Annotated in this window: 26 protein-coding genes; 7 read left to right on the top strand and 19 right to left on the bottom strand. The window is 66.2% G+C overall.

Annotation, left to right across the window (positions count from 1 at the left end):
- Positions 1 to 102: 102 nt before the first annotated feature.
- Positions 103 to 2,400, bottom strand: a complete 2,298-nt coding sequence (locus VGN66_RS18360; protein WP_327520214.1) for a hypothetical protein — start codon at positions 2,398 to 2,400, stop codon at positions 103 to 105.
- 81 nt (positions 2,401 to 2,481) lie between these two features.
- On the opposite strand from VGN66_RS18360, the gene VGN66_RS18355 reads away from it, so the two are divergent.
- Positions 2,482 to 2,775, top strand: a complete 294-nt coding sequence (locus VGN66_RS18355) for an Hpt domain-containing protein (RefSeq protein ID WP_224920791.1) — start codon at positions 2,482 to 2,484, stop codon at positions 2,773 to 2,775.
- A gap of 55 nt (positions 2,776 to 2,830) precedes the next feature.
- On the opposite strand, the gene VGN66_RS18350 is transcribed toward VGN66_RS18355, so the two are convergent.
- Entirely contained in the window at positions 2,831 to 3,235 is a 405-nt protein-coding gene (locus VGN66_RS18350) for a DUF1801 domain-containing protein (protein ID WP_327520213.1), read from the bottom strand.
- A gap of 116 nt (positions 3,236 to 3,351) precedes the next feature.
- On the opposite strand from VGN66_RS18350, the gene VGN66_RS18345 reads away from it, so the two are divergent.
- Complete coding sequence (locus tag VGN66_RS18345; protein WP_327520212.1) at positions 3,352 to 4,605, top strand: dipeptidase; 1,254 nt, start codon at positions 3,352 to 3,354, stop codon at positions 4,603 to 4,605.
- A 141-nt stretch (positions 4,606 to 4,746) separates the two neighbouring features.
- Here VGN66_RS18345 and VGN66_RS18340 read toward each other — a convergent pair whose 3' ends face one another.
- Together VGN66_RS18340 and VGN66_RS18335 are read right to left on the bottom strand one after the other, a co-directional pair.
- On the bottom strand, positions 4,747 to 4,971 hold the full coding sequence (locus tag VGN66_RS18340) for a hypothetical protein (protein ID WP_327520211.1): 225 nt from the start codon (positions 4,969 to 4,971) through the stop codon (positions 4,747 to 4,749).
- 142 nt (positions 4,972 to 5,113) lie between these two features.
- Entirely contained in the window at positions 5,114 to 6,484 is a 1,371-nt protein-coding gene (locus VGN66_RS18335; protein WP_327520210.1) for a M28 family peptidase, read from the bottom strand.
- 101 nt (positions 6,485 to 6,585) lie between these two features.
- Here VGN66_RS18335 and VGN66_RS18330 point away from each other — a divergent pair, with 101 nt between their 5' ends.
- The 3 genes from VGN66_RS18330 to VGN66_RS18320 all read left to right on the top strand — a co-directional run bounded on the left by VGN66_RS18330 (position 6,586) and on the right by VGN66_RS18320 (position 9,830).
- On the top strand, positions 6,586 to 7,044 hold the full coding sequence (locus tag VGN66_RS18330) for a hypothetical protein (protein WP_327520209.1): 459 nt from the start codon (positions 6,586 to 6,588) through the stop codon (positions 7,042 to 7,044).
- Between the two features lie 75 nt (positions 7,045 to 7,119).
- Complete coding sequence (gene ettA / locus VGN66_RS18325; RefSeq protein ID WP_327520208.1) at positions 7,120 to 8,799, top strand: energy-dependent translational throttle protein EttA; 1,680 nt, start codon at positions 7,120 to 7,122, stop codon at positions 8,797 to 8,799.
- A 44-nt stretch (positions 8,800 to 8,843) separates the two neighbouring features.
- Positions 8,844 to 9,830, top strand: a complete 987-nt coding sequence (locus tag VGN66_RS18320; RefSeq protein WP_327520207.1) for a phytanoyl-CoA dioxygenase family protein — start codon at positions 8,844 to 8,846, stop codon at positions 9,828 to 9,830.
- A 6-nt stretch (positions 9,831 to 9,836) separates the two neighbouring features.
- Here the strand turns inward: VGN66_RS18320 and VGN66_RS18315 are convergent, their stop codons facing one another.
- The 11 genes from VGN66_RS18315 to VGN66_RS18265 all read right to left on the bottom strand — a co-directional run bounded on the left by VGN66_RS18315 (position 9,837) and on the right by VGN66_RS18265 (position 18,550).
- A complete protein-coding gene (locus tag VGN66_RS18315; RefSeq protein ID WP_327520206.1) occupies positions 9,837 to 10,403 on the bottom strand; it encodes a Uma2 family endonuclease in 567 nt (188 codons plus the stop codon).
- A 30-nt stretch (positions 10,404 to 10,433) separates the two neighbouring features.
- Entirely contained in the window at positions 10,434 to 11,432 is a 999-nt protein-coding gene (gene nadA / locus VGN66_RS18310; protein ID WP_327520205.1) for a quinolinate synthase NadA, read from the bottom strand.
- A 49-nt stretch (positions 11,433 to 11,481) separates the two neighbouring features.
- The gene (locus tag VGN66_RS18305; protein ID WP_327520204.1) at positions 11,482 to 12,258 is read right to left on the bottom strand and encodes a hypothetical protein; all 777 of its coding nucleotides are present in this window, start codon (positions 12,256 to 12,258) and stop codon (positions 11,482 to 11,484) included.
- Positions 12,259 to 12,321: 63 nt separating this feature from the next.
- The gene (locus VGN66_RS18300) at positions 12,322 to 13,062 is read right to left on the bottom strand and encodes a DUF4230 domain-containing protein (protein ID WP_327520203.1); all 741 of its coding nucleotides are present in this window, start codon (positions 13,060 to 13,062) and stop codon (positions 12,322 to 12,324) included.
- Positions 13,044 to 13,901 carry an MBL fold metallo-hydrolase gene (locus VGN66_RS18295; RefSeq protein ID WP_327520202.1) on the bottom strand — a complete coding sequence of 286 codons (858 nt, stop codon included), beginning with the start codon at positions 13,899 to 13,901 and terminating at the stop codon, positions 13,044 to 13,046. Before VGN66_RS18295 ends, VGN66_RS18300 begins: the two co-directional genes overlap by 19 nt.
- A 164-nt stretch (positions 13,902 to 14,065) precedes the next feature.
- A complete protein-coding gene (locus VGN66_RS18290) occupies positions 14,066 to 15,658 on the bottom strand; it encodes a M56 family metallopeptidase (protein ID WP_327520201.1) in 1,593 nt (530 codons plus the stop codon).
- Positions 15,655 to 16,023: a BlaI/MecI/CopY family transcriptional regulator gene (locus tag VGN66_RS18285; RefSeq protein WP_327520200.1), complete on the bottom strand. Its 369-nt coding sequence runs from the start codon at positions 16,021 to 16,023 to the stop codon at positions 15,655 to 15,657. Before VGN66_RS18285 ends, VGN66_RS18290 begins: the two co-directional genes overlap by 4 nt.
- 279 nt (positions 16,024 to 16,302) lie before the next feature.
- Positions 16,303 to 17,607: a glycosyltransferase gene (locus tag VGN66_RS18280; protein ID WP_327520199.1), complete on the bottom strand. Its 1,305-nt coding sequence runs from the start codon at positions 17,605 to 17,607 to the stop codon at positions 16,303 to 16,305.
- A gap of 42 nt (positions 17,608 to 17,649) precedes the next feature.
- Positions 17,650 to 17,979: a Grx4 family monothiol glutaredoxin gene (gene grxD / locus VGN66_RS18275; protein WP_327520198.1), complete on the bottom strand. Its 330-nt coding sequence runs from the start codon at positions 17,977 to 17,979 to the stop codon at positions 17,650 to 17,652.
- A gap of 2 nt (positions 17,980 to 17,981) precedes the next feature.
- Positions 17,982 to 18,224 (bottom strand): BolA/IbaG family iron-sulfur metabolism protein, encoded by a 243-nt coding sequence (locus tag VGN66_RS18270; RefSeq protein WP_224920808.1) that lies wholly within the window; start codon positions 18,222 to 18,224, stop codon positions 17,982 to 17,984.
- Positions 18,225 to 18,226: 2 nt separating this feature from the next.
- Positions 18,227 to 18,550, bottom strand: coding sequence for a DUF1476 domain-containing protein (locus VGN66_RS18265; RefSeq protein ID WP_224920809.1), 324 nt, complete (start codon positions 18,548 to 18,550; stop codon positions 18,227 to 18,229).
- Positions 18,551 to 18,690: 140 nt separating this feature from the next.
- Between VGN66_RS18265 and nadC the strand changes: the two genes are divergently transcribed.
- Both nadC and VGN66_RS18255 read left to right on the top strand, forming a co-directional pair.
- Positions 18,691 to 19,536: a carboxylating nicotinate-nucleotide diphosphorylase gene (nadC, locus tag VGN66_RS18260; RefSeq protein ID WP_327520197.1), complete on the top strand. Its 846-nt coding sequence runs from the start codon at positions 18,691 to 18,693 to the stop codon at positions 19,534 to 19,536.
- 36 nt (positions 19,537 to 19,572) lie between these two features.
- Positions 19,573 to 20,019 (top strand): hypothetical protein, encoded by a 447-nt coding sequence (locus VGN66_RS18255; protein ID WP_327520196.1) that lies wholly within the window; start codon positions 19,573 to 19,575, stop codon positions 20,017 to 20,019.
- Between the two features lie 5 nt (positions 20,020 to 20,024).
- Here the strand turns inward: VGN66_RS18255 and VGN66_RS18250 are convergent, their stop codons facing one another.
- The 4 genes from VGN66_RS18250 to ilvN form a co-directional block, all read right to left on the bottom strand.
- Entirely contained in the window at positions 20,025 to 20,420 is a 396-nt protein-coding gene (locus tag VGN66_RS18250; protein WP_327520195.1) for a DUF4112 domain-containing protein, read from the bottom strand.
- Between the two features lie 31 nt (positions 20,421 to 20,451).
- Positions 20,452 to 21,909, bottom strand: a complete 1,458-nt coding sequence (locus tag VGN66_RS18245; RefSeq protein WP_327520194.1) for an ABC transporter substrate-binding protein — start codon at positions 21,907 to 21,909, stop codon at positions 20,452 to 20,454.
- A gap of 53 nt (positions 21,910 to 21,962) precedes the next feature.
- Positions 21,963 to 22,982 (bottom strand): ketol-acid reductoisomerase, encoded by a 1,020-nt coding sequence (ilvC, locus tag VGN66_RS18240; RefSeq protein WP_224920814.1) that lies wholly within the window; start codon positions 22,980 to 22,982, stop codon positions 21,963 to 21,965.
- A 108-nt stretch (positions 22,983 to 23,090) separates the two neighbouring features.
- Complete coding sequence (gene ilvN, locus VGN66_RS18235) at positions 23,091 to 23,606, bottom strand: acetolactate synthase small subunit (RefSeq protein WP_327520193.1); 516 nt, start codon at positions 23,604 to 23,606, stop codon at positions 23,091 to 23,093.
- Positions 23,607 to 23,610 lie beyond the last annotated feature (4 nt).

The raw sequence follows: 23,610 nt of genomic DNA, 5'->3' as shown, positions 1-23,610 counted from the left end.
TCCGTTTGCCCTGAGCTTGTCGAAGGGCGACATCCACCGCTGTCTGGATCGGCCCTTCGACAAGCTCAGGGCAAACGGCTGTTGGGGCGTATCCGAGAGGCGTTACCCCCGCAGCCGTTCGATCGCCTGTGCGAGCGCGACGTAGAGCTTGCCCATGTCCGACGAAAGCAACGTCACGCCCAGCGGGGCGCCGTCGCGCAGGGCGAGGACCTGACGCAGCATCGCTTCGAAATCATGGATGTATCGGTTCACCTGCTCGCGGAAGTCGGGGTCGCCTTCGTACAGCGACGACACTTCGCGTGCCTGACCGCTGTCGAGCAGGCGGACGGCGCGGCGGGTAAAGACGCCGCGGTCGCCCTTGAGATATGCGGCCCAGGCGCTGTCCGACACTTCGTGCGCGAACGCCTTTGAGATATCGATCGAGGCCGAGTTGAGCGCTTCGACCAGCAGCGACACGCGGCGCGCGAAATTGTCGCGGTCGGCGTTTTCGCGCTCGGCGCGCGCTTCGTCGATGCGGGCCTCGACCTGCGCCGAGGCGTCGTTGATCGACAGCATCTGATGCGCGAGTCGCTCGCTGGCGCGGGCGGCGGCGTTGACCGCACCCTGGGTCACTTCGCCCAGTTCGATCAGCTGGGTGCGGACGCTGGCGTCGAGCGCGCGGCGTAGCGCGGCGGAGCCGGCCTCTTCGAGCTGGCGGGTGGCTTCGGGGACAAGGCTGGCGAGTGCGACGCGGGCCTGATCCGACGCGGCGTTGGCGGTTTCGCGGATGCGGAGCAGCGCGTCGACCAGCTCGGGCGCGGCTTCTTCGGCGAAGCGGCGGGCATTGGCGATGGCGCGGTCGACCACATCCTCAAGCTGGCTGGTCTTGGCCTGACCGTCCTCAAGCGAATCGAGCAATGCCGCCTGGGTCTTGGCGAGCATGTCGCGCTGGGTGCGGACGACATCGGCAATCGCCTCGATCGCGTCATGCGTGCTTTCGGCGGCAGTGACGAGCGCGAGCAGTTCGGGCTTGGACGCGGCGATGACGCCACGCGTCGCCCCGATCCGCTGCTCCAACCGCACCAGCGCCTCGGGCATCGTTTCGTCCATCTCGCGGGCGGAGGCATCCAGCGCCGTGAGCAGTTCCTCGGCGGTCGCGATCACGCGGCGCGCGGTTTCGTCGCCATCGCGCAGCGTCGCGGCCATCGCATTGGCCGAACTGTCGAGCGCGCTGATCGAGGCGGACAGCGCCTGCGTGCGCTCCATCCCGTGGCTGTGCAGCGAGGCCAGCTGGCCATCGGCCTGGGCGATGCCGCCGGTGACCGAGGCGAGCAGGATATCGACTCGCGTCTGTTCCTCGCCCAGCCGGTCGGCGATGCGGCCGATCGTCTCTTCGACCTCGCCGATGCGGGTGCCGACGGTGTCGATGCTGTCGCGCCCGGCCTTGTCGAGTGAGGCCTGATTGGCGGCGAGCATGGCGAGCATCGCTTCGCCCTGCGCGGCGATGCCCTTACGCGCCTCGTCCACCGCAGCGGCGGCGCGGTCGAGCATCGCGTCCACGGTCTCGGACATGCTGGCCGCGACGCCCTCAAGCCGGGTGCCGGCGGATTCGCTGGTCGCTTCCATCCGGGAGATGTGTGCAGCGAGGCGCTGGGCCGCGCCGCCCGCGATGCTGTCCGCCTCGCGCCCGCGCTCTCCGAGCGCGACGAGCTGCGCATCGAGCGCCGAGGCATGTTCGCTGGCCTTCATGCCCGCCGCATCGAGCGTCGCGGCCATGCCGGTCATTTCCTCATGCGCGCGCGGCAGCGAGGCGAGGACGATGCCGACACTCTTTTCGGCGGACGCGCTGCTGTCGACCAGCTTCTGGGCGCTATCGGACACGGCGCGCGCCTCGGCGGCCATGCCGTTGGAGATTGCCTGAAGCCGTTCGGCGGCGCGGTCGCCCATCGCCATCAGCGCAGTGGTCTGGTCGGCGAGTTCGGCGCGGTTCGCTTCGATCTTGCGCGACAGGGTGGCGACGACGCGTTCCAGGCTCGCGGCTTCGGCACGCATCGCGCGGGCGGTGTCGCCGAACCGGCGTGCCTCGGCGGCGCTGCTGCGGCGGAGGAGCAGCCACAGGATGCCGATCAGCGCGGGCGGGATGCACAATGCTGCGATCAGCTGGATGAGGTCAGCGGGCGGGGGCGGGGCGGTGAAGACCGGCTGGAGCAACCAGCCGGCGACACCGATCCACGCCAGCACCAGCGCGAACGCGAAGGTTGCGGGGAGCCATGCGCTGCGCACGCGCGGCGGCTCCTCGTCGGCCTGAAGCGCCGTTTCGGGCGCGGCTGCCAAGGGCTCACCCGCCTCTTCGACGAGCAGCAGTTCGTCGTCCTCGTCGTCAAGCGGACGCGGTCCGATCTTGTTCGTTCCCCCGTTCATTGTCCCGGTTTAGCACAATCGCCCCATCGCCGCCTAGCATTGTGAAACCACTCATTAAGCACGCGGAATCTAGGGTCGGGCATGGCGTATGATCCCGGTGCAATCGATGCGACTCTGGCGGCGGCGGTGGGCGATGAGCCCGGGCTGATCGCGGAGCTTCGCGGGGCGTTCCTCGAAAGCGCGAAACGCGCGCTGGACGGGTTGGCCAAGGCCGATGATCCTGAGGCGTGGCGCGGTGCCGCGCTGCGGCTCAAGGGGCTGGCGGCGAGCTTTGGCGCGATCCGGCTGATGGCGCTGGCGCAGGATGCGGCGGATGCACCTGCGGGCGACCGCGCGGTGCTGCGCAAGATCGAACGCGCGGTGGAGCGGCTCTAGATCCGGTTCCGCTGCAGTTGCCCAATGCCGCCTTATCGGCAGCGGGCGTTCTCCGTTACAATTTCTCCCCAGGCAGTTTGCTCGCCTGCGCGATCCAGTCGGCCAACTGGTCCTCAAAATCGTCGCCCTCGCGGATGTGGAAATAGCGCGTGTCGCCGCTTTTCGACGGTTCGGGCGGGACCGGGTTGAGGGACTGGCCGCGGAAGAAGGTGAGCTTGAGATAGCGCTCGAAGCAGTGGAAGCTGAAGAACCAGATGTCCTTCTCATGGCCGTAGAAGGGCGAGTTCCACTTGATCGCGCGCTGCACCCCGGGAACAATCCGCTCGACCAGCGCGTCAACGCGTGCGGCTGCGTCGTGTTTCCAGCCGGGGACAGCGGCGACATAGGCGCGGACGGGGGCGTCGCCATAGCCCTTTTCAATCTGGGGATTGCCTCCAGAAAGCAGCTTTGGGGTCGTCATCGACGGGCTCCGTCAAGATAATTGCCGAGGCCGCAGATTGAGCGGGAAGATCGGTCGCCGCAACCCGGTAGTCGATCACCCCTTCCATCGCTGGCCCGCCGCGCTAGGCTTGGGCCATGTCGATGTTGACCCTCGCTTCGTTGCTGCTGCTCGCCGGTCAGGCGCAGCTGCCCCCCGCACCCGATGCCGCGACGCAAAAGCGGGTCGATAAGGTGTTGTCTCGCGCGCCGGTGATCGACGGGCATAATGACCTACCATGGGAATTGCGCAGTTCGCATGACTCGCGGGTTGAGGGGGTTGAGCTGCGTGCCGATACGGCGTCGCTGGACAATCCGCTGCAGACCGACATCCCGCGGCTACGTAAGGGCAAGGTCGGCGGGCAATTCTGGTCGGTCTATATCCCGGCGAGCATGACCGGGCCGAAGGCGGTGGAGGCGACGATCGAGCAGATCGACATCGTCCGCCGGATCGTCAATCGCTACCCGCAGGACTTTGCGATGGCGCGCACGGCCGCCGATGTGCGGCGCATTTCGCGGCAGGGCAGCGTCGCTTCGCTGATCGGGGTCGAAGGCGGGCACCAGATTGACGGGCGGCTGGCGGTGCTGCGCCAGTTCCATGAGCTGGGCGTCGGATACATGACGCTGACCCATGGCAAGAGCCTGAGCTGGGCGGATTCGTCGACCGATGCACCGCGCGCCAACGGCCTGTCCCCATTCGGACGCCAGGTGGTCGCGGAGATGAACCGGCTGGGGATGCTGGTCGATGTCAGCCATGTCTCGGACGCGACAATGGCGGCGGTGTTCGAGGTCTCGAAGGCGCCGGTGATCGCATCGCACTCCTCGGCGCGTGCGGTGACGGACCGGCCGCGCAACGTTCCCGACGCGCTGCTGCGCGGGATCGCGAAGAATGGCGGGGTGGTGATGATCGCCTTCTACCCCGGATTTCTGTCGCAGGAGTGGAGCGCGTGGGACCGCAAGCGCACCGACTTTGCGAAGGAACGCGGCGTGCCCGCGAATCTCTATGGCGGCCAGACCCCCGCAGTGCTGGCGGAGTGGGAGAAGGCCAACCCCGAACCGGTGGTCAGCGTCGCGCACGTTGCCGACCATGTCGAGCATGTCGCAAAGATCGCCGGGCGCGACCATGTTGGCATCGGCGGCGATTATGACGGGATCAGCGGCACCGGTCCGGTGCAGATGAAGGGTGTCGACAGCTATCCGTTGCTGTTCGCCGAACTGGCGCGGCGCGGGTGGAGCGATGCCGATCTGGCGAAGCTGGCGCAGGGCAATGTGCTGCGCGTGATGGAGCGGGCGGAGGCGGTCGCCCGGTCGATGAAGGGGCAGCCGCCGATCGACGCGACCGCGCCCGAATAGCGCGCAAGGGCCCGGCTTTCTATCCGCCGCCGTTCGTCGCCGACGGAAGGCGGCGGGAAGCCGGCAAGAAAAAAGGGCGCCCCCGAAGGGACGCCCTTTCAATTCTACCGGACCGCGTGGGCCCGCGAAGAACGAACCGGATTAGCCAGCGACGTTGTCGGCAGCTGCGTCCAGGTTGTCAGCAGCGTTCTCGGCTGCGTCTTCGACGACTTCGTTGGTCGCGTTGTCAGCAACCATTTCCATGTTGTCGGCAGCTTCTTCGAGGCCGGCAGCGACGTTCTCGGCGGTGTTGTTCGTGGCAGGCGTGTTGCAAGCAGCGAGCGACATCAGGCCGGTCGCGGCAGCGACGATGAGAATCTTCTTCATTCGTTTGCTCCCAAGCAAAGCTATTTCGGTTCGCCCCGGCCCGATTGCCGTGCGAGTTAGTCGGAATAGCGCCCGTTACGCGTCCGTCAATGGAAATTCATCTGTCAGCAAGGTTTGCGGCGAGCCGAAATGGTGCAGCGCATCACTTGACCGGACCGATTTCCTCAGGCGCGTTCGCGACGACCGCAAGCATCGCCGTCCACGCCGCGACGTTCTGGCGCAGCTGAACCGGATCGACCTTGTCGAGCGTGTCGTCGGGGGTGTGGTGGAGGTCGAAATAGCGGCTGCCATCCTGTTGCAGGTCGATGCCAGCGACTCCGGACGCGACCAGCGCAGCGACGTCCGCGCCTCCGCCCGCGCGCTCACGACCACGACTTATCCCCAGCGGCGCGAGCGCGGTGGCGACGCGATCGCCAACCGCCTTGGCGCTGTCGGGCAGTTTGAAATCGACGCGCCAGATGCGGTCCGCGCCAAAGTCCGATTCGGCGGCGAGGGCGTGGTTCTCGTCCTTGTGCGCGTCGAAATAGGCCTTGCCGCCGAATACGCCGACTTCCTCGGCCCCGGCCCACAGGATGCGGATCGTGCGGCGCGGCGTGCCCGCGTCCATGATCCGCTTCGCTGCCGCAGCGACGATGCCACAGCCGGTGGCGTCGTCGAACGCACCGGTGCCGAGGTCCCAGCTGTCGAGGTGGCAGGCGACGACGACCATGCCAGCCGTGGGATCGCTGCCGGGGACTTCGGCGATGACGTTGCCCGATTCGGTGGTGCCGATCTGGCGGGGCGTGAGGGTCAGCTTGACCTTCACCGGCTGGCCGCGCTTGACGATGCGTTCGAGCTGCTCGGCATCGGGGAGCGACAGCGCGGCGGCGGGGATCGGCGTCACGCCATCGGCGAAATTGGTGACGCCCGTATGCGGGTTGCGATGATAGTCGGTGCCGATGGACCGGATCAGGATCGCCGCCGCGCCCTTGCGTGCCGCGACGGTCGGCCCGCTGCGCCGGGCGGCACCGAACGCGCCATATTGCGACCCGTCCTGGGTGCGGGTCATGCCGTGGCTGACAAAGGCGATCTTGCCCTTGAGGCTGCCGTCGGGCGCGGCGTTGAGCGCGGCGAGGTCGGCGAAATAGACGATCTCCGCCTCAAGCCCCTTGCCGCTGGTCGCGCCCGAATTGCCGAGCGCGGTGAGGTGGAGCGGCTGGGGGAAGGGGGCGAGCACCTCAAGCGTTTCAGCGCCGCGCACCCAGGTTTTCATCTGGAACGGTTCGTTGCGGACATTCTTGAACCCGAGCGCAGCCAGCTTCTTGAGCGACCAGGCGCGCGCCCGCGCTTCAGCCTCGGTCCCGGCGAGGCGCGGGCCGACTTCGGTGGTCAGCCCTTCGGTAATCTCATAGGCCAGATCGTCCTTGAGCGCGGCGTCGCGCAGCGCGGCCGGGTCCATCCCTTGGGCAAAGGCGGTGGCGGGGAGCGCGAACAGGGCGGTCGCGGCGGCGAGGCGGGTGAAGCGATGCGTCATGCATGCCGTCCTAAAGTCGCGAAACGCATTCGTCATGGGCCGAAACCCCTTCCGATCGACAAAAACTGGGGTAGGTCATGGCGATGAGTGGCGATTCAGAGATGTTTGATAGGATCATCGCATTCGTGCGCGGCATCGGCATTCCGGTGACGGAGGACGTGGTTGCAGGCGATTCGTTCCTGCCAGCGGTCACGGTCATGGGCGGTGGCGTCGTGGTGGACCGCGCGCGCCTGCAATGGCCGGGCGATATCCTGCATGAAGCGGGGCATCTGGCGGTGCTGGAGCCGGCGGCGCGGAGTGGCGAAGTGCCAGACGACAGCGCACTGGAGCTGGCGGCGATGGCGTGGTCCTATGCCGCGGCGATCGAGTTGGGCATCGATCCGGGAATCGTGTTCCATGAAGGGGGCTATAAAGGCGGCGGTCCGGGCCTCGCGCAGACTTATGCGATGGGCCTGTATATCGGCCTGCCAGAACTGGTTGCAGCTGGCATGGCGCACAGCGCGCTGACCGCGCCGGGGGGGGCGCCTGTCTATCCCGATATGGTCCGCTGGCTGCGCTGATTGCCTTGAGGGCGCGCCATCGCTACATCGCGCGTCAAATCCCGACCCACCAGTTCGATCGAACGGAGACCACAAGTGGCCGCCCAATACGCATATGTCATGAAGGACATGACCAAGTCCTTCCCCGGCGCGCAAAAGCCGGTGCTGAGCAACATCAGCCTGCAATTCTATCAGGGCGCGAAGATCGGCATCGTCGGCCCGAACGGCGCGGGCAAGTCGACCCTGATCAAGATCATGGCGGGGATCGACAAGGATTACACCGGTGAAGCCTGGCCGGGTGAGAACATCACCGTCGGCTATCTGGAGCAGGAGCCGCAGCTCGACCCGAGCAAGTCGGTGCTGGAGAACGTGAAGGACGGCGCGCGCGAGACCGCGGATCTGGTCGAGCGCTTCAACGCGATCTCCGCCGAAATGGGCGATCCCAAGGACGACACCGATTTCGATGCGCTGATGGAAGAGATGGGCGATCTTCAGACCAAGATCGACGCGGTCGATGGCTGGAGCCTCGACAACCAGCTCGAAATCGCGATGGAAGCGCTGCGCTGCCCGCCGGGTGACTGGCCGGTCGACAGCCTGTCGGGCGGTGAGAAGCGCCGCGTCGCGCTGACCCGGTTGCTGATCCAGAAGCCGTCGATCCTGCTGCTTGACGAACCGACCAACCATCTCGACGCCGAAAGCGTAAAGTGGCTGGAAAACCACCTGAAGGAATATGCCGGCGCGGTGCTGATGATCACCCACGACCGCTATTTCCTCGACAATGTGGTGGATTGGATCCTCGAACTCGATCGCGGAAAGTATTTCCCGTACGAGGGCAACTACTCGACCTATCTCGAAAAGAAGGCCAAGCGCCTCGAGCAGGAGGACCGCGAGGCCACCGGTCGCCAGAAGGCGATCAAGGACGAGCTGGAGTGGATCCGCGCCGGCGTGAAGGGCCGCCAGACCAAGTCCAAGGCGCGTATCTCGAAGTTCGAACAGCTGGTCGAAGCGCAGTCGCAGCGCACGCCGGGCAAGGCGCAGATCGTCATCCAGGTGCCCGAGCGGCTGGGCGGCAAGGTGATCGAACTCGACAATGTGTCCAAGGCCTATGGCGACAAGCTGTTGTTCGAGAACCTGTCCTTCACGCTGCCCGCAGGTGGCATCGTCGGCGTGATCGGGCCGAACGGCGCGGGCAAGTCGACGCTGTTCAAGCTGATCACCGGGCAGGAAACGCCCGATAGCGGCACGATCGAGATGGGGACCACGGTCCGCCTCGGCTATGTCGATCAGAGCCGCGACCACCTCAATCCGGCCAACAATGTCTGGGAGGAAATCTCCGACGGGCTCGATTACATGAAGGTCAACGGCCACGACCAGTCGACCCGCGCCTATGTCGGTGCGTTCAACTTCAAGGGCCAGGACCAGCAGAAGAATGTCGGCAAGCTGTCGGGCGGTGAGCGCAACCGCGTCAACATCGCCAAGATGCTGAAAAAGGGCGGCAACGTACTGCTGCTCGACGAACCGACCAACGACCTCGACGTCGAAACGCTGGGCGCGTTGGAAGAAGCGATCGAGAATTTCGCGGGCTGCGCTGTGGTCATCAGCCACGACCGTTTCTTCCTCGATCGCCTCGCTACGCACATCCTGGCGTTCGAGGGCAATTCGCACGTCGAATGGTTCGAGGGGAACTTCGAGGCGTATGAGGAAGACAAGCGGCGTCGTCTGGGCGATGCGGCGGATCGGCCTACTCGGTTGGCGTACAAGAAGCTGACGCGGTAATTGCCCCATTGACCTGCATCGCTGCGCCCGAAAGGGTGGCGGCGATGCAGACCTATTCCAGCCTTCGCGATATCCGTGGTTTCGAGACGCTGTGGGCGGAGCTGACGTTCCGCGCGCCGCGCGAGGTTCGGCGCGACCAGAGTGAGCGGATGCTGATCGACACGCTCGGACTGGGGCTTGAGCAGTTGATCCAGTATCTGGGCTGGGAGCGGCCCGAGCTGGCTGCTTTCGAGGAATGGGTGATTGCGACGGCCGGGCGGCCAGATCCGCTGACGGTGGCGCGCTACCATGCGGCGCTGGACGGCGCGCCGCTGCCTGAAGAGGTTCAGGCGCGGCTCGATGCGATCGACGCGATGCCCGATGTGCTGGATGCCGAGGATCTTGAGCATTGGGAACGCGAGGGCTGGGTGACGCTGCGCGGTGCGATTGCGCGCGACGAGGCGGCGCAGGTCGAGGCGTTGCTGTGGCGGTTGCTGGACGCCGATCCGGCGCGACCGGAGAGCTGGTACGGCCAGGACCTCAACGGCATCATGGTCCAGCATTTTCAGGACCCTGCGCTGGAAATCGCGCGCCGCTCGCCGCGCGTCCACAAGGCGTTTGCGCAGCTCTGGGGCACCAGCGACCTGTGGTGCATCGTCGACCGGATGAGCTTCAATCCGCCCGAGATACCGGGCCGGCCGTTTCAGGGGCCGAAGATGCACTGGGACGTCAGCCTCGCCCGGCCGATTCCGTTTGCGACGCAAGGCATTCTGTATCTGACTGACACCGCCGCGGATCAGGGGGCGTTCGCGCTGCTCCCCGGCTTCCACCACCGGCTCGATGCGTGGCTGCAGGAGATTGGCGATACCGACCCGCGCATGGTTCACCTCGACCCGCAAGCGATGCCGATCGCGGCGGGGGCGGGGGATCTAGTGATCTGGCGCCAGGACCTGCCGCACGGCGCCAGCCCCAACCGCGCGACGCGGCCACGGATGGCGCAATATGTGAACTTCTATTCGCCCGCGCTGACGGTCCACCGCGACTGGCGGTGAGGGGCGTCAGAGGGTTGCGGTCTCGACCGTCAATCCGGGGATGGTGGCGGCGGTGATTGCCGAGCCAAAGGCGGTCTCACGCTGCTCGGCATAGCTGCCTTCGGCGGGCGACCACATCTGGTGGATCACCCGGTCGGTGACGTCGACGACCCAATATTCCGGAACTTCGTGACGGGCATAGAGCGCAACCTTGGCACCCATATCCTTTGCACGGGAAGAGGCAGCAACCTCGATGACCAGCCCCACTGACGAAAGCGGGACTGGCCCGGCTCCGCGCGGCTCGCTGGTCAGCAGCAGATCCGGATCCGGCAGGCTATGCTCGTCAAGAGCAAGGCTGACCTCCACCAACGGCGTCAGGGGAGAGCCGAGTTCCTTCAGCCTGTCCCGAAGCGCGTCGTACAACCCCATTTTGATAACGCCGTGGGGACGGTATTGCGGACTCATGACGATGATGTCCCCCTCGATCAGTTCGGTCCGCAAGCCCTCAAAGGCACCTGCCTCAAACAGCGTGAGATAGTCATCGACCGTGAGTCGATACTTGCCAGGAGGAGGGGAGATGTCCTGCGCCGTCATGCGCCTATCCTATCACAGCTGTGGTCGCCCTCAATCCCCCGTCACGCGTAGTGGCCCCAGGTCGCCCAATCCCACCGTGCCGCTCGCCATTGCCAGCATCCGGTCAAGGCTCGTCTTGGCCTTCAACCGGATATCCTCGGCAATCTCGATCCGCGGTTCGAGGTCGCGCAGCGCCACGTAGAGCTTTTCCAGCGTGTTGAGTGCCATGTACGGGCAGATGTTGCAGTTGCAGTTGCCGTCCGCACCGGGCGCGCCGATGAAGGTCTTTTCCGGCACCGCCTTTTCCATCTGGTGGATGATGTGCGGTTCGGTCGCGACGATCAGCGTGTCGCCGTCGAAGTCCTTGGCATATTGCAGGATGCCGCTGGTCGATCCGACATAATCGGCATGGTCGAGCACGTGCGGCGGGCATTCGGGGTGCGCCGCGACCGGGGCGCTCGGGTGCTGCGCCTTGAGCTTGAGCAGCTCGGTTTCGCTGAACGCTTCATGCACGATGCACACGCCCGGCCACAGCAGCATGTCGCGGCCCATCTTGCGGTTGATATAGCCGCCGAGATGCTTGTCGGGGCCGAAGATGATCTTCTGCTCCGGCGGGATTTGGCTCAGGATCTTTTCGGCCGACGAGCTGGTGACGATGATGTCGCTGAGCGCCTTCACCTCGACCGAGCAGTTGATGTAGGTCAGCGCGATGTGATCGGGATGCTGCGCGCGGAAGGCCGCGAACTGGTCGGGCGGGCAGCTGTCTTCCAGGCTGCACCCGGCGTTCATGTCGGGCAGGATCACGGTCTTGTCGGGCGACAGGATCTTGGCCGTTTCGGCCATGAAGCGCACGCCGCAGAATGCGATGACTTCGGCATCGGTTTCCGCTGCCTTGCGGCTCAGTTCAAGGCTGTCACCGACGAAATCGGCGAGGTCCTGAATCTCCGGCTTCTGGTAATAATGCGCGAGGATGACCGCGTTGCGCTCCTTGCGCAGGCGGTCGATCTCGGCGCGAATGTCGATGCCGGACAGGTCGGTGCGTGCGTTCATCGTGATGCCCTCTGATTCGGGCCTCACATGGCCTTGTCGCGCGCGCCGTTCAACCCATTGGCGGCATTGGGCCGAACTCGAGCGGCGCAACCGCTGCGCCGGGCGTGCCTGCGGTGACCCAGCCATAGATCGCATCGCCGATCGGCGAATAGACGATCGCCTCGGTCCCCGCCATCACCGCCAGGATCGTTCCGATCCCCCACAACCACGCGCGATGGACGCGCCCGGTGCGGCGCAGATCGCGGATCATTCCGGCAATCGGGAAGGCTAGTCCGCAGACCATCGCGATCTGATAGGACCAGGGGATCATCAGCGGCATCGGCAACAGCCGCCCGAAACCGGGTCCAAGCAAAGCCGCCATCGCGCATAGATGCAGGCGGCGGTGCCAGTCGGTGCGCTTGCGCATCGCGACAGCCGCGCTGGTCAGGCCCGCGAAGAGCAGCACGACCAGCGGGTTGGCGATCAGGAAATGCTGGGGGCGGAAGAAGAAGGGCGCCTGCGCCAACTGGATGCGCCAGATGATGACGGCAAAGCCGGCCACCACCATCGCCGCGACCCAGCCAGCCGCGAGCCAGCCGAGCCGGCGGTGCAGTGCGAGCGACCCGCGTGTCGCGAGAAAGGTCTGGGCGACATAGAGCACCACCCAGCCAAAGAAGATGACGCCATGAACATGGACGAACAGCGGCGCGCCGAAGTTGGATCGCCCCATCGCCAAATGGAGGCTGAATCCGGAAACCAGAATGAGCGCCATGAGGATTGCGCTGATTTCAAAGAAACGTGAATCGCGCGTGCGCGCGAACGCCGCGTCGTTAGCCAAAGTCGCCATAAGCTGCCCCCGCAACCAGTCTGTGGAGGCGGCAATACCATATTGCCGTCGCAGGGTGAACGCCTAGTTTGCGTCTGCTTCGCGCTGTTCGCGTTCGCGCATCACCTGATCGACCGGCTTGGACATATCCCAGCGTTCGCCGTCGCGCAGCGTCCGTTCGGGCGGAAAGGTGACGACGACGCGCACTTCGCCCATGCTGGCGGCGGTCAGCGGCTGGGCAAGCAGGCGGGCGATGGCGGCACGGCCGAGTTCGCGTGCCTGGGCCATGCGCTCCGGGCTCTTCGCCTCGCGCTCGGCGACGGTGGTGGCACGGGCGGATGTGCTCTTGCTCAGCGCTTCGGCGGCGTCGCGGGTGACGAACAGCCCCTTCGTCTCGATCAGCGTGCGGCGGCCTTCATCGGTATTGGCGGGAGCGGCGGTCACGTCGGGGGCGTCGACGATCAGCGTGCGGGTCTGGGCGTTCCATTGCAGATCGCCTGCGCCAAGCCGCGACAGGTCGACGAAATAGCTGACCGAATAGGGCATCTTCACGACCTGATCGCTGCGCAACAGGCCAAGGCCGCGGGTGTCCGATGCGGTCGCCTGAACGGTGCCGGTCAGTTCGGCGACTTTGAGCGTGCCGGCACCATCGAGGCGCGCGGTGACGATCTGCGTGACCGGATCTCCGCCATCGGCGGGCAGGGTTTCGAGGCGGGTCTCCGCAAAGCGATCCCATGAGATCCAGGCGGCCGCCGCGATCACCGCCAGCGCTGCGGTCGCCAGCAGAGTGCGGAGGGGGCGGTCGGTCATGCTGCGCTGTGCCATTCGCCGTCTTCCTCTGTTACCAGGCCCCGGTTCTGCAGGTCGATCAGATGCGCCAGCACCGACCGCCCGGCGGCACCGGTCAGACGCGGGTCGAGGCCGACATACATGCGTGTCACCATGTCGGGGATTGCGCCGACCTGCTGGCCGAGCAGGCGCAATATCTGACCCTCGCGCTGCTTGCGATGGCCCATCATGCCGCGTGCCAGCCGCTGTGGCGTCGTCACTTCCGGACCATGGGCGGGGTAATAGACGCGGTCATCGCGTGCGAGCAACTTGTCGAGGCTGGCCATGTACGCGCCCATATCGCCATCGGGCGGCGCCACGACGCTGGTCGACCAGCCCATGATGTGATCGCCGGTGAACAGCGCGCCGCTTTCGCTCAGGGCAAAGCAGAGATGGTTGGACGTATGGCCGGGGGTCGCGACGGCTTCGAGCGTCCAGCCATCCCCGGACACGCGCTCGCCATCGGCCAGCACGCGGTCAGGGGCGTAATCGCGGTCGAACGCTGCGTCCGCACGCGGCCCATCATCGTCGAGCGCGAGCGGGGCGCAGCCGATGATCGGCGCGCCGGTCGCGGCGGCGAGCGGGCGGCTGGCCGGGCTATGGTCGCGATGGGTGTGCGTGCACAGGATCGCGCGCACGGGCCGACCGGCGATTGCGGCGATCAGCGCATCGAGATGGTCGGGCAGATCGGGGCCGGGGTCGATCACCGCGACATCGCTGGTTCCGACCAGATAGGTCTGCGTGCCGGTATAGGTGAAAGGGGAGGGGTTGGCGGCGAGAACCCGCGCCACCAGCGGTTCGAGTTGCATCGCCACGCCGGTTGTCGCGTCATCCATCGTCTTGAAATGGCGGTTCATCGGCGCGGGCACAACCCCGAACGCTGCGCGAGACGGCCCAACGACGCGCACGCGAACGGGCCGGCCGCGTGAAGGGGTCGCGGCCGGCCCTGGAGGAGACACCGCGCGGCGATGGACTAGCCGCGCGATGGTCCGCGTGGCGATCAGTCCTTGTCGGCCGTTTCCAGCTCGCGCATCGCATCGTCGATGCCCTTGAGCGCGGCGGCCTTTTGCTCGGCGCCGAGGTCGGTCTGTTCCTCGATCGAGCGCCGGGCCATTTTGAGGCCCATCACGGCGTGACGCTTGCCCATGTCGGCGCTCGCGATGGCGAAGACCTCGGCACGGCGAGCGAGCGCTTCGGCACCCTTTGCGTGCGCTTCGGCAGCACTGGCGCGCATCTCGATGCGGTCGGTGCAGAGCACGACGACCCGCTTGTCCCCATCGCGCTTCTCGATCTTGATCGAGTCATCCTTCGATCCGCCGCACTTCATCGATTTCACATCGACATCCATGTCGCCGGTGAACACCATGTCCTTGCCTTCGCCCTTCAGGCGGATGACGCGGGTTTCGACCTTGCCCTTAGAGCCCTTGTCCTTGCTGCCGGTGCGCTCGACCAAGACCATGCGATGGACGCGCTTGTCCTGGGCGTCTTCGGGTGCTTCCGGCGCGGCTGGCGCTTCCGGCACCTGCGGCAGATCGGGCATCCAGGCCGCTGCCGGTACGGGGGGCACGGCGGGGACAGCGGGCGGAGCCGGCACGTCGGGCTGACTGATGGCAGCACCCGCGCCAGAGGCGGTCAGCGCAAGTCCGGCGAGGGTCAGCGCCGCGGCGCCGGCGATTCCGGTGGTGACACGGGCACGCGACTTGGGATTGTGTTTCGAGAGCATTTTGAGCCTCCCCTTGAGTTCGTTGACGGTGTGTAGGTGGCATGCCGCCGAGACCGCACCCCCATGCGCGGACTTGACGATGGCGCGGCCATAGGCATGGCGCAGCGCCGGTGCGCGGCCTGAGAGCACAAGGGCGTCGCAGGCCAGTTCCTGGTCGGCACGGAAGGCGCGAAACGCCCGCCATGCGACCGGGTTGAACCAATGGAGCGCGAGCACGACCAGCGCGATCCAGTTGGCAATCAGGTCACCACGCATATGGTGCCCGAGTTCATGGGCGAGCGCGAGGTTGCGCTCGACCGGGTCGTAGCGTTCCGCAAAGTCCCGCGGGAACGCGACATATTTGCGCCAGATACCAAAGGCGAGCGGCCCGGTGGCGGCATCGGTCTCGATGACATGGACGCGCCCGTCCGCGACGGTGCGGCGCACCTCGGCCTTGCGCATCAGATTGGCGCAGAAGCGGGAATGCGAGATGACGTGCCACAACAGGAAGGCGAGCGCGCCCACGGCCCAGATGGTGCCGATCACCAGCAACATGCTCGGTCCGCTTACCGTGACGACGCTCGCCTCGGTGACTGTGGCGCTCGTGCTGGCGGCCATGTCGATCTGTGCCTGGATCAGTGCCTGATCGATGATCGCCTGAGTGCTGGGGGCGGCAGTGGGCGCCTCGGCAGCGTAGTTCAGCCCGCCGAGAAACTCGGTGAAGCTCCACGCGCCGGGCAGCGGCGGCATCAGCAGCCGCAGCACCGGCAACAGCCATAGCGCATAGGCGATGTTGGGACCGAATTGCTCGCGCACCGGCTTGCGCAGCGCGAGGACCAGCAGCATCAGCAGCGTGGTGGCGATGCAGGTTTCGACCATCCAGGCGATCATTGCTTGATCTCCTTCAGCAGGGCTTCGATCTCGGCGATGTCCTGATCGGTCAGCGCGTCGCGTTCGGCGAGATGCGCGACCAGCGGGGTCAGCTTGCCCCCGAACAGCCGGTCGATCAGGCGGCGCGACTCACCCTCGACATAGTCGCCACGCGAGACGAGCGGGCGGTACTGGTAGCGGCGGCCATCCTCTTCGGCGGCAATCACGTTCTTGGCGAGTAGGCGGCCAAGCAATGTCTTGACGGTGTTGGCGCTCCATGCGCGGGCGGGGGTCACCCGCTCGACCACGTCCTGCGCCGTCAGGGGCGATTCCTCCCATAGCACTTCCATCACGGCGTGCTCGGCATCGCTGATTCGCTCGGTCATCGCATCCCTCTTTGACTACGGGTGTAATCGTTACGATCACATCTGTAGTCAAGGGGCTGAATGGACGATGAATGATATTCAGGCGCGACGAGAGCGCCGCGCCTGTCGGAAATTCTGACAGCTTTGCGAAAGGCTAAATTCGGTTAACCACCGTTCTCGGCGGTTTTGCGCGGGTTGTGCGAACTGGCACGGGTGGTGCAACACTAAGGGCACATGTGTTCACCCTCGTGTGTGACGCTTCAGGGGCGGGTGGCTTTCGGGCCACCCGCCCTTTCCCGTTCAGGCTGATGCATAGTCCACCGGGCTGCCGTCGCGGCGGCGGCGGCGTCGGAACAGGCGCATGCTGTCTTCCTCCAGACGCTCGGCCGCGCGGGCCATCGCCTTGGGATAGATTTCGGTGAACAGCCGCTCGAACGTGCGGTCCCAGCCATAGCGTTCGACCACCATCGCGCGGGCGCGGGCACCGACCAGCTCGGCGCCATCCTGCCACAGCTTCACGACATTCGCCGCCATCGCGGCGGTATCGTCGACCGGTCCGAGCAGGCCAAGGCCGTGCGGGACGCGGTCTGGCATCGCCCCGCTGGCGACGCCGACCACCGGAAGGCCGCACGCCTGTGCCTCCAGCACCGAGATGCCGAACGTCTCATCCGCCATCGCCGAGACATAGATGTCCGACGAGGCGAGCGCGCGGGCGAGGCCGGCGCGATCCTTCTCGAACCCGGTAAAGGCGATCGGCAGGTCCGACGCCTCCCGCGCGAGCCGATCACGCAACTTGCCGTCGCCGATCATGACCATTGCCGCATCGAGATCGGCGGGCAGGCGGCGGAACATGTCGACGAGCCGGTCCGCGCGCTTCTCGTTGTCGATGCGCCCCGCATAGACGAGCAGCGGCCCGTTACCTGGCAGACCAAGCGACGCACGATAGCCCGGATCCCGCCGCGCCGGGATGAACAGCCGGGTATCGACGCCGAGAGGCATCACGTCGGTCCGCGTGATCGTCTTGCGCGCGAGGATCGCCTGGGCATCTTCGCTCAGCGTGTAGACGCGGTCGAACTCGCGATAGGTGACCTCGGCGTAGCCATAAGCGAGCACGCGCATGAAGTCGGCCGCCATGCGCCCCGCTTTTGCCTCGACCACGCGGTGGATATGCGCGTTGGGGAAGTCGGTGCGATAGCCCGCGACCAGCGCAGTCTCCGGATAGTCACGGCGATGGTTGATCGCGGTCCACGGGAGAACCCATGGGCAGAGCGATTCGATGATGTCCGGGCGATAATGCGCCAGCAGGTCGCGCACCGCGTCGGTCCGCAGGATGAAGCGGTAGTTGGGGCTACCGCGCACCGGCTCTGCGCCAACCTCGGCAAAGATGTGGCGCCCGTTGATCGTGATCCGATCTTCGGGGCCGGGCACGATCTGGAGCAGCTGGTGCGGCGTGCGGGTGAGCACATAATCGCGCTTTTCGCGGAGATAGGTGCTGATGCCGCCGCCCCCCGCAGGCGAATAGCTCTGCGTCAGGTCACAAATAAGCAGGGACGCACTGTCCCGTACCGCCGCGCCAGGCGCGGCAGCAATTGGTTGTACAAACATACGCTTTTACTCGTCTTCCAACCCCCCGTTACGAGGCCGAAATTACGAGGCCGAAACGCCCTTCTCTTCGAGAAGTTGCGCGAGCTCACCGCTCTCGTACATTTCCATCATGATATCCGAACCGCCGATGAACTCCCCCTTCACATAGAGCTGGGGGATGGTCGGCCAGTCGGAAAACGCCTTGATACCCTGGCGTACTTCCTGATCCTGCAACACATCGACGCTTTCGAATTCGACGCCAAGATGGCTTAGGATCGAAACCGCGCGGTTGGAAAAGCCGCACTGCGGGAACAGCGGCGTGCCCTTCATGAACAGCAGCACCGCGTTCGAATCGACGAGGGACTGGAGGCGGGCGTTGGTGTCGTCGGTCATGGTCATTCGCTCCCTGCCGGAACCGCAGTGGTCAGCTGAAGCGCGTGAAGCACGCCCCCCATCCGACCGCCAAGGGCGGCGTACACTGCCTGGTGCTGCCGGATACGGGGCAGCCCCCGGAAACTCTCACTGGTCACGCGGGCGGCATAATGGTCGCCATCCCCGGCGAGGTCGGTGATCTCGATCGCGGCATCGGGGATGCCGGCGCGGATCAGCGCCTCGATCTCGCTTGCCGCCATCGGCATGCTTACTGCGCTTCCATCAGCTGGCGGCGTGCTTCGATGGTCTTCTCTTCGACCGCCGCACGCACCGCGGTGCCGTCGATCTCGATGCCGGCGGCAGTGAGGTCGCCAAGCAGCTTGCGGATCACGTCGTCATCGCCCGATTCCTCGAAATCGGCCTGGACCACCGCCTTGGCATAGGCATCGGTCTCTTCGGGGGTCAGCGCCATCTTTTCGGCTGCCCACTGGCCGAGCAGGCGGTTGCGGCGCGCGGTCACGCGAAACGCCATTTCCTCGTCCCGGGCATATTTCGCCTCGAACGCGCGTTCGCGATCATCAAAGGTTGTCATCCAGCGTAACCCCTAAAATTGTGTCGTTGGGGAGATAGGGGCGGCCCGCGTGCATGGCAACGGGTTCGCCGCAGCGCGACCGACATTGCCCCGGATCGGGCGGGGCGGTAGGCGGCAGGCATCAGGGTTCAGGAGTTGCCATGTCCGTCTTCCACCTCGAAGGGTTCGACCTCGACGCATTCGTCGCCGCCACGCTGGCCGAGGACGTCGGATCGGGCGACGTGACCGCGACTGCGGTGATCCCGGCGGATGCGGTGTTCGACGGGGTGATGGACAGCCGTGATGCGGTGATCGTTGCGGGACTTCCGATTGCGGCTGCCTTTTTCCGCGCGCTCGATCCCGCTGTCGAGATTGAATTGCTCGCGGCAGAGGGCGATGGGGTCCCCGCGGGGAGTGACCTGATGCGGCTGCGCGGCAATGCCCGCGCGCTGCTGACCGCCGAGCGTTCGGCGCTCAACACCGTCCAGCATCTGTCGGGGATTGCGACCATGACCCGCGCCTATGTCGATGCGATGGCGGGGAGCGGGGCGACGTTGCTTGACACGCGCAAGACTATCCCGGGCCTGCGACGGCTGGAGAAATATGCGACGCGGATGGGCGGCGCGAAGAACCATCGCATGGGCCTCTGGGACGCGGCGATGATCAAGGACAACCATGTCGCCGTGGCCGGATCGGTGGAGGAAGCGGTGGCGCGGGCGGTGCGCGCGGGGATTGGCGCGATCATCGTCGAGGTCGACCGGATCGACCAGATCGCACCAGCGCTGGGGGCAGGTGCGACGCATCTGTTGCTCGACAATATGGGGCCGGAGCTGTTGCGCGAAGCGGTGGCGCTGGTCGCCGGGCGCGTGCCGACCGAGGCGTCGGGCGGAGTGCGGCTCGACACGATCGGGGCGATCGCCGCGAGCGGGGTGACCTATGTCAGCGTGGGGCGGCTGACCCAATCGGCGCCCGCCGCCGATATCGGGCTGGACTTCGCCCCCGCCTGACGCCTAGCATTTCGGTAACACAGGAGAGGGAAATCCATGCGACCTCAATCGATTATCCGTTTCGAACAGGCCTATCTGGCGTCGATCGTCGTTTGGGGGATCAACACGGCGCTTGGCTGGGGCACGCAGATGGCGACCGTCGAAGCCTCGTTCGCGCCGATGCCGGAGATGATCCCTGCGGGTCGCGCGATGCTGATCGGCTTTACCCTGTTCGCGCTCTTCGTCTCGCTGCTGCTTTGGTACTTCACCGCGCGCAAGGCGAGCGAGGTGACCAAGTGGATCATCGTCGCGTTCTTCGGGCTATCGGCGGTGGGGCTGCCGTTCACGCTGGCGGGATTCGAGACGACCGGCGTTTTGCCGGTGGCGCTGAATATCGTGACCTTCGTGTTGACGGCGGTTGCGGTGTGGATGCTGTTCCGCCCGGACGCCTCGGCATGGTTCCGTGCCAGCGATGGCAGCGTTCCTCCGCCCCCGATCGCCTGATCGGATCAACTATCGATGGTGGCGGTCGCCGGGTGGTGCTTGTCGAGGTGCCGCTTGATGATCTTCAGGTTGCGTGAGTTGGAGCGGTAGAAGAAGTCGGCGACGTCACCGACGCCGGGGATCAGCCCCAGCAGCCAGTCGAAACCGACATTGCCGACCATCCGCACCATCGCGCCACGCGACATGCCGATATTGCGCGCTTCCCAGACCATGTAGAGCCCCATCGCGGCGGCGATGACGTCGCCGCCGACCGGGACCAGACCGATCAACGCGTCAAGGCCAACGGTCTGGCGCGTGCCGGGGATGGTGAAGCTGCGTTCGAGCAGCTTTTCCAGCGCGACGACTCGCTGGCGCACCGAATGGGGATCGCGGCCGATCGAAAAGCCGGGGGTGGGCTGCATGCGGGTCGCCTTGGCCACGTTCGTGCTTCTCCTAAGGCTCGCGCAGATGGGTCAGCGGGTGCCAGGCGCGGGGGTTCGTCTGGAACGCCCTGAGCCTGAGTGCCGCGACCGACCAGCGCAGCGGTTGTGCGATCGGGATATAGCGATGCGCAGCGCTGAGTGCGAGGTCCGCCTCCGCGATCCGCCGAGCGCGCTCGCCCAGCGTGGGAGCATCGCGTGCGGCGTCGATGACAGCGCTCAGGTCTTCGGGGCAGGTTTGGCAGGCAGTGACCAGATACCAGCGCGCGCTGTCATAGGGCGCGACTGCGTCGATCAGGCGCAGGTCGGCATCTTCGCGTTCGTCGACCCAGGCGGGCTGGAGACCGATTGCGCGCAGGTCGGCAGCGACCTGGTACCACAGCAGCTTCGAGCCAAGGCTGCGCGGCATCGCGAGGCGGATCGTCGGGGGGGCACCGGGGTTGGCGGCGCGCCAGGCGGCGACGCGGTTGCGGGCGATCAGGCGGCGGTTGTCGAGCGGCTCGGCGAACCAGTCGGGCGCCTTGGGCGGCGACGCGGAGTCGAGCTGGGCGGGGAGGACGGTTTCGACCGGCGTCCACTCCGGACGAAACCGCGCGGTGAGCGCATCGCGATCGATCGCCATCGCCAGCGCCTCGCGATTGGCTGGGTCGGCGGTGAACCCCTCCTCCGACACGATCGCGAGGCCGAACAGGCCGGCGGCGGGGTCGATGCGGAGGTTCGCTGGCGCAATCCCGGCATGGTCGAGCAGCGGCCAGTCGCGGAAGGTGCCGCCGAGGATCAGGTCGGACTCACGCGCGGCAAAGCGGGCGAGCGCCACCGCGGCGCGCTCGCCATACAGCCTGACATCGTCCGCCGGATCCGGCTCGGTTGGCTCGTCCGGCATCTGGGTGGGGTCGATGGCAGGGCGCAGCAATGGCGCACCGCGGGCGGCCGCGGCGATACGAAACGGCCCGGTTCCGGCCAACTTGGCGCGGCGCAGGATCGCGAATTCGGGCTGGGCGAACAGCTTGAGCAGATCGGGGCGGGGGTGTTTCAGCCGGACCTCGACCACCTGAGGCGTCATCTCGACCACCTCGTCGATCACCGCGACGAACGGGGTGAGCGCGGACCGCGCGCGCGGGGCGATCGCCGCCCGCATGCTGGCGACGACATCGGCGGCGGTGATCCGCGTCCCATCGGCCCATTCGGCTTCGCGCAGGCGGAAGATGTAGCTGCGCCCGCCATCGGTGACGATCCAGCGTTCGGCGATGCCCGGCTCGATCCCGCCGACGGCGTCGAAGCGGACCAAGCCCTGCGCTGTCGCGCCGAGCAGGACGCTTTGCGTAAAGCCGAGTTCGACCTTTGTCGGATCGCGGAGCTCTGGCGGGCCGCCGATCGCGCTGACCACGACCGCGACGTCGTCCGGGCGTCGCTCACAGCCGCCCGCGATCAGCGCAAGCGCGACGGCGAGGGGCAGGGCGGGGAAGCGCATGCCCCAGCTTTATGGAGGCGGGGCGGGGAATCCAACCCCGCCCCGGCTTTGGGTCAGTTCTTTTCCTTGTCGACCAGCTTGTTCGCGCCGATCCACGGCATCATCGCGCGCAACTCGCTGCCGACCTGTTCGATCGGATGCGCTGCGGCAGCCTTGCGGCTGGCCTTCAGCTCGGGCTGGCCGGCGCGGTTGTCGAGCACGAAGTCCTTGACGAAGCGGCCCGACTGGATGTCCGCGAGCACACGCTTCATCTCGGCCTTGGTCTCGTCGGTGATGATGCGCGGGCCGGTCTTGATGTCGCCGTACTCGGCAGTGTTCGAGATCGAATAGCGCATGTTGGCAATGCCGCCTTCATAGAGCAGATCGACGATCAACTTGGTTTCGTGAAGGCACTCGAAATACGCCATTTCGGGGGCGTAGCCCGCCTCGACCAGCGTCTCGAACCCGGCCTGGATCAAATGGGTGATGCCGCCGCACAGCACGGCCTGCTCGCCGAACAGGTCGGTTTCGCACTCTTCCTTGAAGTTGGTTTCGATGATGCCCGAACGGCCACCGCCGACGCCCGAGGCATAGGCGAGCGCGACGTCATGCGCGTTTCCGGTCGCATCCTGATGGATCGCGATCAGGCAGGGGACGCCGCCGCCGCGGACATATTCGCTGCGCACGGTGTGGCCGGGGCCCTTGGGCGCGATCATGATCACGTCGATGTCCGCCGGCGGCTCGATCAGGCCGAAATGGACGTTGAGGCCATGCGCGAAGGCGAGCGCGGCACCCGGCTTCATGTTGCCGGCGATGTCGTCGGCCCAGATCGCGGCCTGATGCTCATCGGGTGCGAGGATCATCAGAATGTCGGCCCATGCGGCGGCTTCCTTGGTCGACATGACCTTGAAGCCTGCACCTTCAGCCTTCTTCGCGGTCGCCGAACCGGCGCGCAGCGCAACGGCGACTTCGGTCACGCCGCTGTCGCGCAGGTTCTGGGCATGGGCGTGGCCCTGCGAACCATAGCCGACAATGGCGATCTTCTTGCCCGTGATCAGGTTCAGGTCGGCGTCACGATCGTAATAGACACGCATTGCAGTGTTTCCCTTTGAACTTCGTCGCCCCGGCGCAGGCCTAGGCCGGCCTGCTGGGAGCGACAACATAGCGGCCCCGGCCTGCGCCGGGGCGACGAATGGTTTCGCTTACGCCGCCTCGCGCCCTCGCGCGATGGCGACGATGCCGGTCCGGGCGACTTCGATCAGGCCGACTTCGCTCATCAGTTCGATGAACTTGTCGATCTTCTCGGTAGTCCCGGTCACTTCGAACACGAAGCTGGAGATGGTCGCATCGACCACACGGGCGCGATAGACTTCGGACAGGCGCAGCGCCTCGATCCGGTGGTCGCCGGTGCCCGCGACCTTGACCAGCGCCAGCTCGCGCTCGACATGGTCGCCCTCGGCGGTGAGATCGTGGACCTTGTGCACCGGCACGAGGCGGTCGAGCTGCGACACGATCTGCTCCAGCACGTGCGGGCTGGCGCTGGTGACGATGGTGATGCGGCTCACCGATTTGTCGTCGGTGATCTCGCTCACCGTCAGGCTTTCGATATTATAGCCGCGCGCGGTGAACAGGCCGGCGATCCGGGCGAGGATGCCCGGCTCGTTGTCGACGATGATGGCGAGCGTATGCCGCTCGGCCTTTTCTTCCTTGATGTGCATGAGC

It is taken from the genome of Sphingomonas sp. (assembly GCF_035998645.1).
Classification (GTDB): Bacteria; Pseudomonadota; Alphaproteobacteria; order Sphingomonadales; family Sphingomonadaceae; genus Sphingomonas.
This window is presented reverse-complemented; position numbering and strand designations above follow the sequence as displayed.

What these genes read in the sequence shown, in the direction of transcription:
- VGN66_RS18255 (WP_327520196.1), top strand. Translation starts at nt 19,573, where the DNA reads ATGCGACCTCAATCGATTATCCGTTTCGAACAGGCCTATCTGGCGTCG.
- VGN66_RS18315 (WP_327520206.1), bottom strand. Translation starts at nt 10,403, where the DNA reads ATGACGGCGCAGGACATCTCCCCTCCTCCTGGCAAGTATCGACTCACG.
- VGN66_RS18360 (WP_327520214.1), bottom strand. Translation starts at nt 2,400, where the DNA reads ATGAACGGGGGAACGAACAAGATCGGACCGCGTCCGCTTGACGACGAG.
- VGN66_RS18340 (WP_327520211.1), bottom strand. Translation starts at nt 4,971, where the DNA reads ATGAAGAAGATTCTCATCGTCGCTGCCGCGACCGGCCTGATGTCGCTC.
- VGN66_RS18305 (WP_327520204.1), bottom strand. Translation starts at nt 12,258, where the DNA reads ATGGCGACTTTGGCTAACGACGCGGCGTTCGCGCGCACGCGCGATTCA.
- VGN66_RS18290 (WP_327520201.1), bottom strand. Translation starts at nt 15,658, where the DNA reads ATGATCGCCTGGATGGTCGAAACCTGCATCGCCACCACGCTGCTGATG.
- ilvC (WP_224920814.1), bottom strand. Translation starts at nt 22,982, where the DNA reads ATGCGTGTCTATTACGATCGTGACGCCGACCTGAACCTGATCACGGGC.
- nadC (WP_327520197.1), top strand. Translation starts at nt 18,691, where the DNA reads ATGTCCGTCTTCCACCTCGAAGGGTTCGACCTCGACGCATTCGTCGCC.
- VGN66_RS18335 (WP_327520210.1), bottom strand. Translation starts at nt 6,484, where the DNA reads ATGACGCATCGCTTCACCCGCCTCGCCGCCGCGACCGCCCTGTTCGCG.
- VGN66_RS18345 (WP_327520212.1), top strand. Translation starts at nt 3,352, where the DNA reads ATGTCGATGTTGACCCTCGCTTCGTTGCTGCTGCTCGCCGGTCAGGCG.
- VGN66_RS18295 (WP_327520202.1), bottom strand. Translation starts at nt 13,901, where the DNA reads ATGGATGACGCGACAACCGGCGTGGCGATGCAACTCGAACCGCTGGTG.
- VGN66_RS18355 (WP_224920791.1), top strand. Translation starts at nt 2,482, where the DNA reads ATGGCGTATGATCCCGGTGCAATCGATGCGACTCTGGCGGCGGCGGTG.
- VGN66_RS18350 (WP_327520213.1), bottom strand. Translation starts at nt 3,235, where the DNA reads ATGACGACCCCAAAGCTGCTTTCTGGAGGCAATCCCCAGATTGAAAAG.
- VGN66_RS18265 (WP_224920809.1), bottom strand. Translation starts at nt 18,550, where the DNA reads ATGACAACCTTTGATGATCGCGAACGCGCGTTCGAGGCGAAATATGCC.
- VGN66_RS18270 (WP_224920808.1), bottom strand. Translation starts at nt 18,224, where the DNA reads ATGCCGATGGCGGCAAGCGAGATCGAGGCGCTGATCCGCGCCGGCATC.
- VGN66_RS18250 (WP_327520195.1), bottom strand. Translation starts at nt 20,420, where the DNA reads ATGCAGCCCACCCCCGGCTTTTCGATCGGCCGCGATCCCCATTCGGTG.
- nadA (WP_327520205.1), bottom strand. Translation starts at nt 11,432, where the DNA reads ATGAACGCACGCACCGACCTGTCCGGCATCGACATTCGCGCCGAGATC.
- VGN66_RS18280 (WP_327520199.1), bottom strand. Translation starts at nt 17,607, where the DNA reads ATGTTTGTACAACCAATTGCTGCCGCGCCTGGCGCGGCGGTACGGGAC.
- VGN66_RS18285 (WP_327520200.1), bottom strand. Translation starts at nt 16,023, where the DNA reads ATGACCGAGCGAATCAGCGATGCCGAGCACGCCGTGATGGAAGTGCTA.
- grxD (WP_327520198.1), bottom strand. Translation starts at nt 17,979, where the DNA reads ATGACCGACGACACCAACGCCCGCCTCCAGTCCCTCGTCGATTCGAAC.
- ilvN (WP_327520193.1), bottom strand. Translation starts at nt 23,606, where the DNA reads ATGCACATCAAGGAAGAAAAGGCCGAGCGGCATACGCTCGCCATCATC.
- VGN66_RS18245 (WP_327520194.1), bottom strand. Translation starts at nt 21,909, where the DNA reads ATGCGCTTCCCCGCCCTGCCCCTCGCCGTCGCGCTTGCGCTGATCGCG.
- VGN66_RS18320 (WP_327520207.1), top strand. Translation starts at nt 8,844, where the DNA reads ATGCAGACCTATTCCAGCCTTCGCGATATCCGTGGTTTCGAGACGCTG.
- VGN66_RS18330 (WP_327520209.1), top strand. Translation starts at nt 6,586, where the DNA reads ATGTTTGATAGGATCATCGCATTCGTGCGCGGCATCGGCATTCCGGTG.
- VGN66_RS18300 (WP_327520203.1), bottom strand. Translation starts at nt 13,062, where the DNA reads ATGGCACAGCGCAGCATGACCGACCGCCCCCTCCGCACTCTGCTGGCG.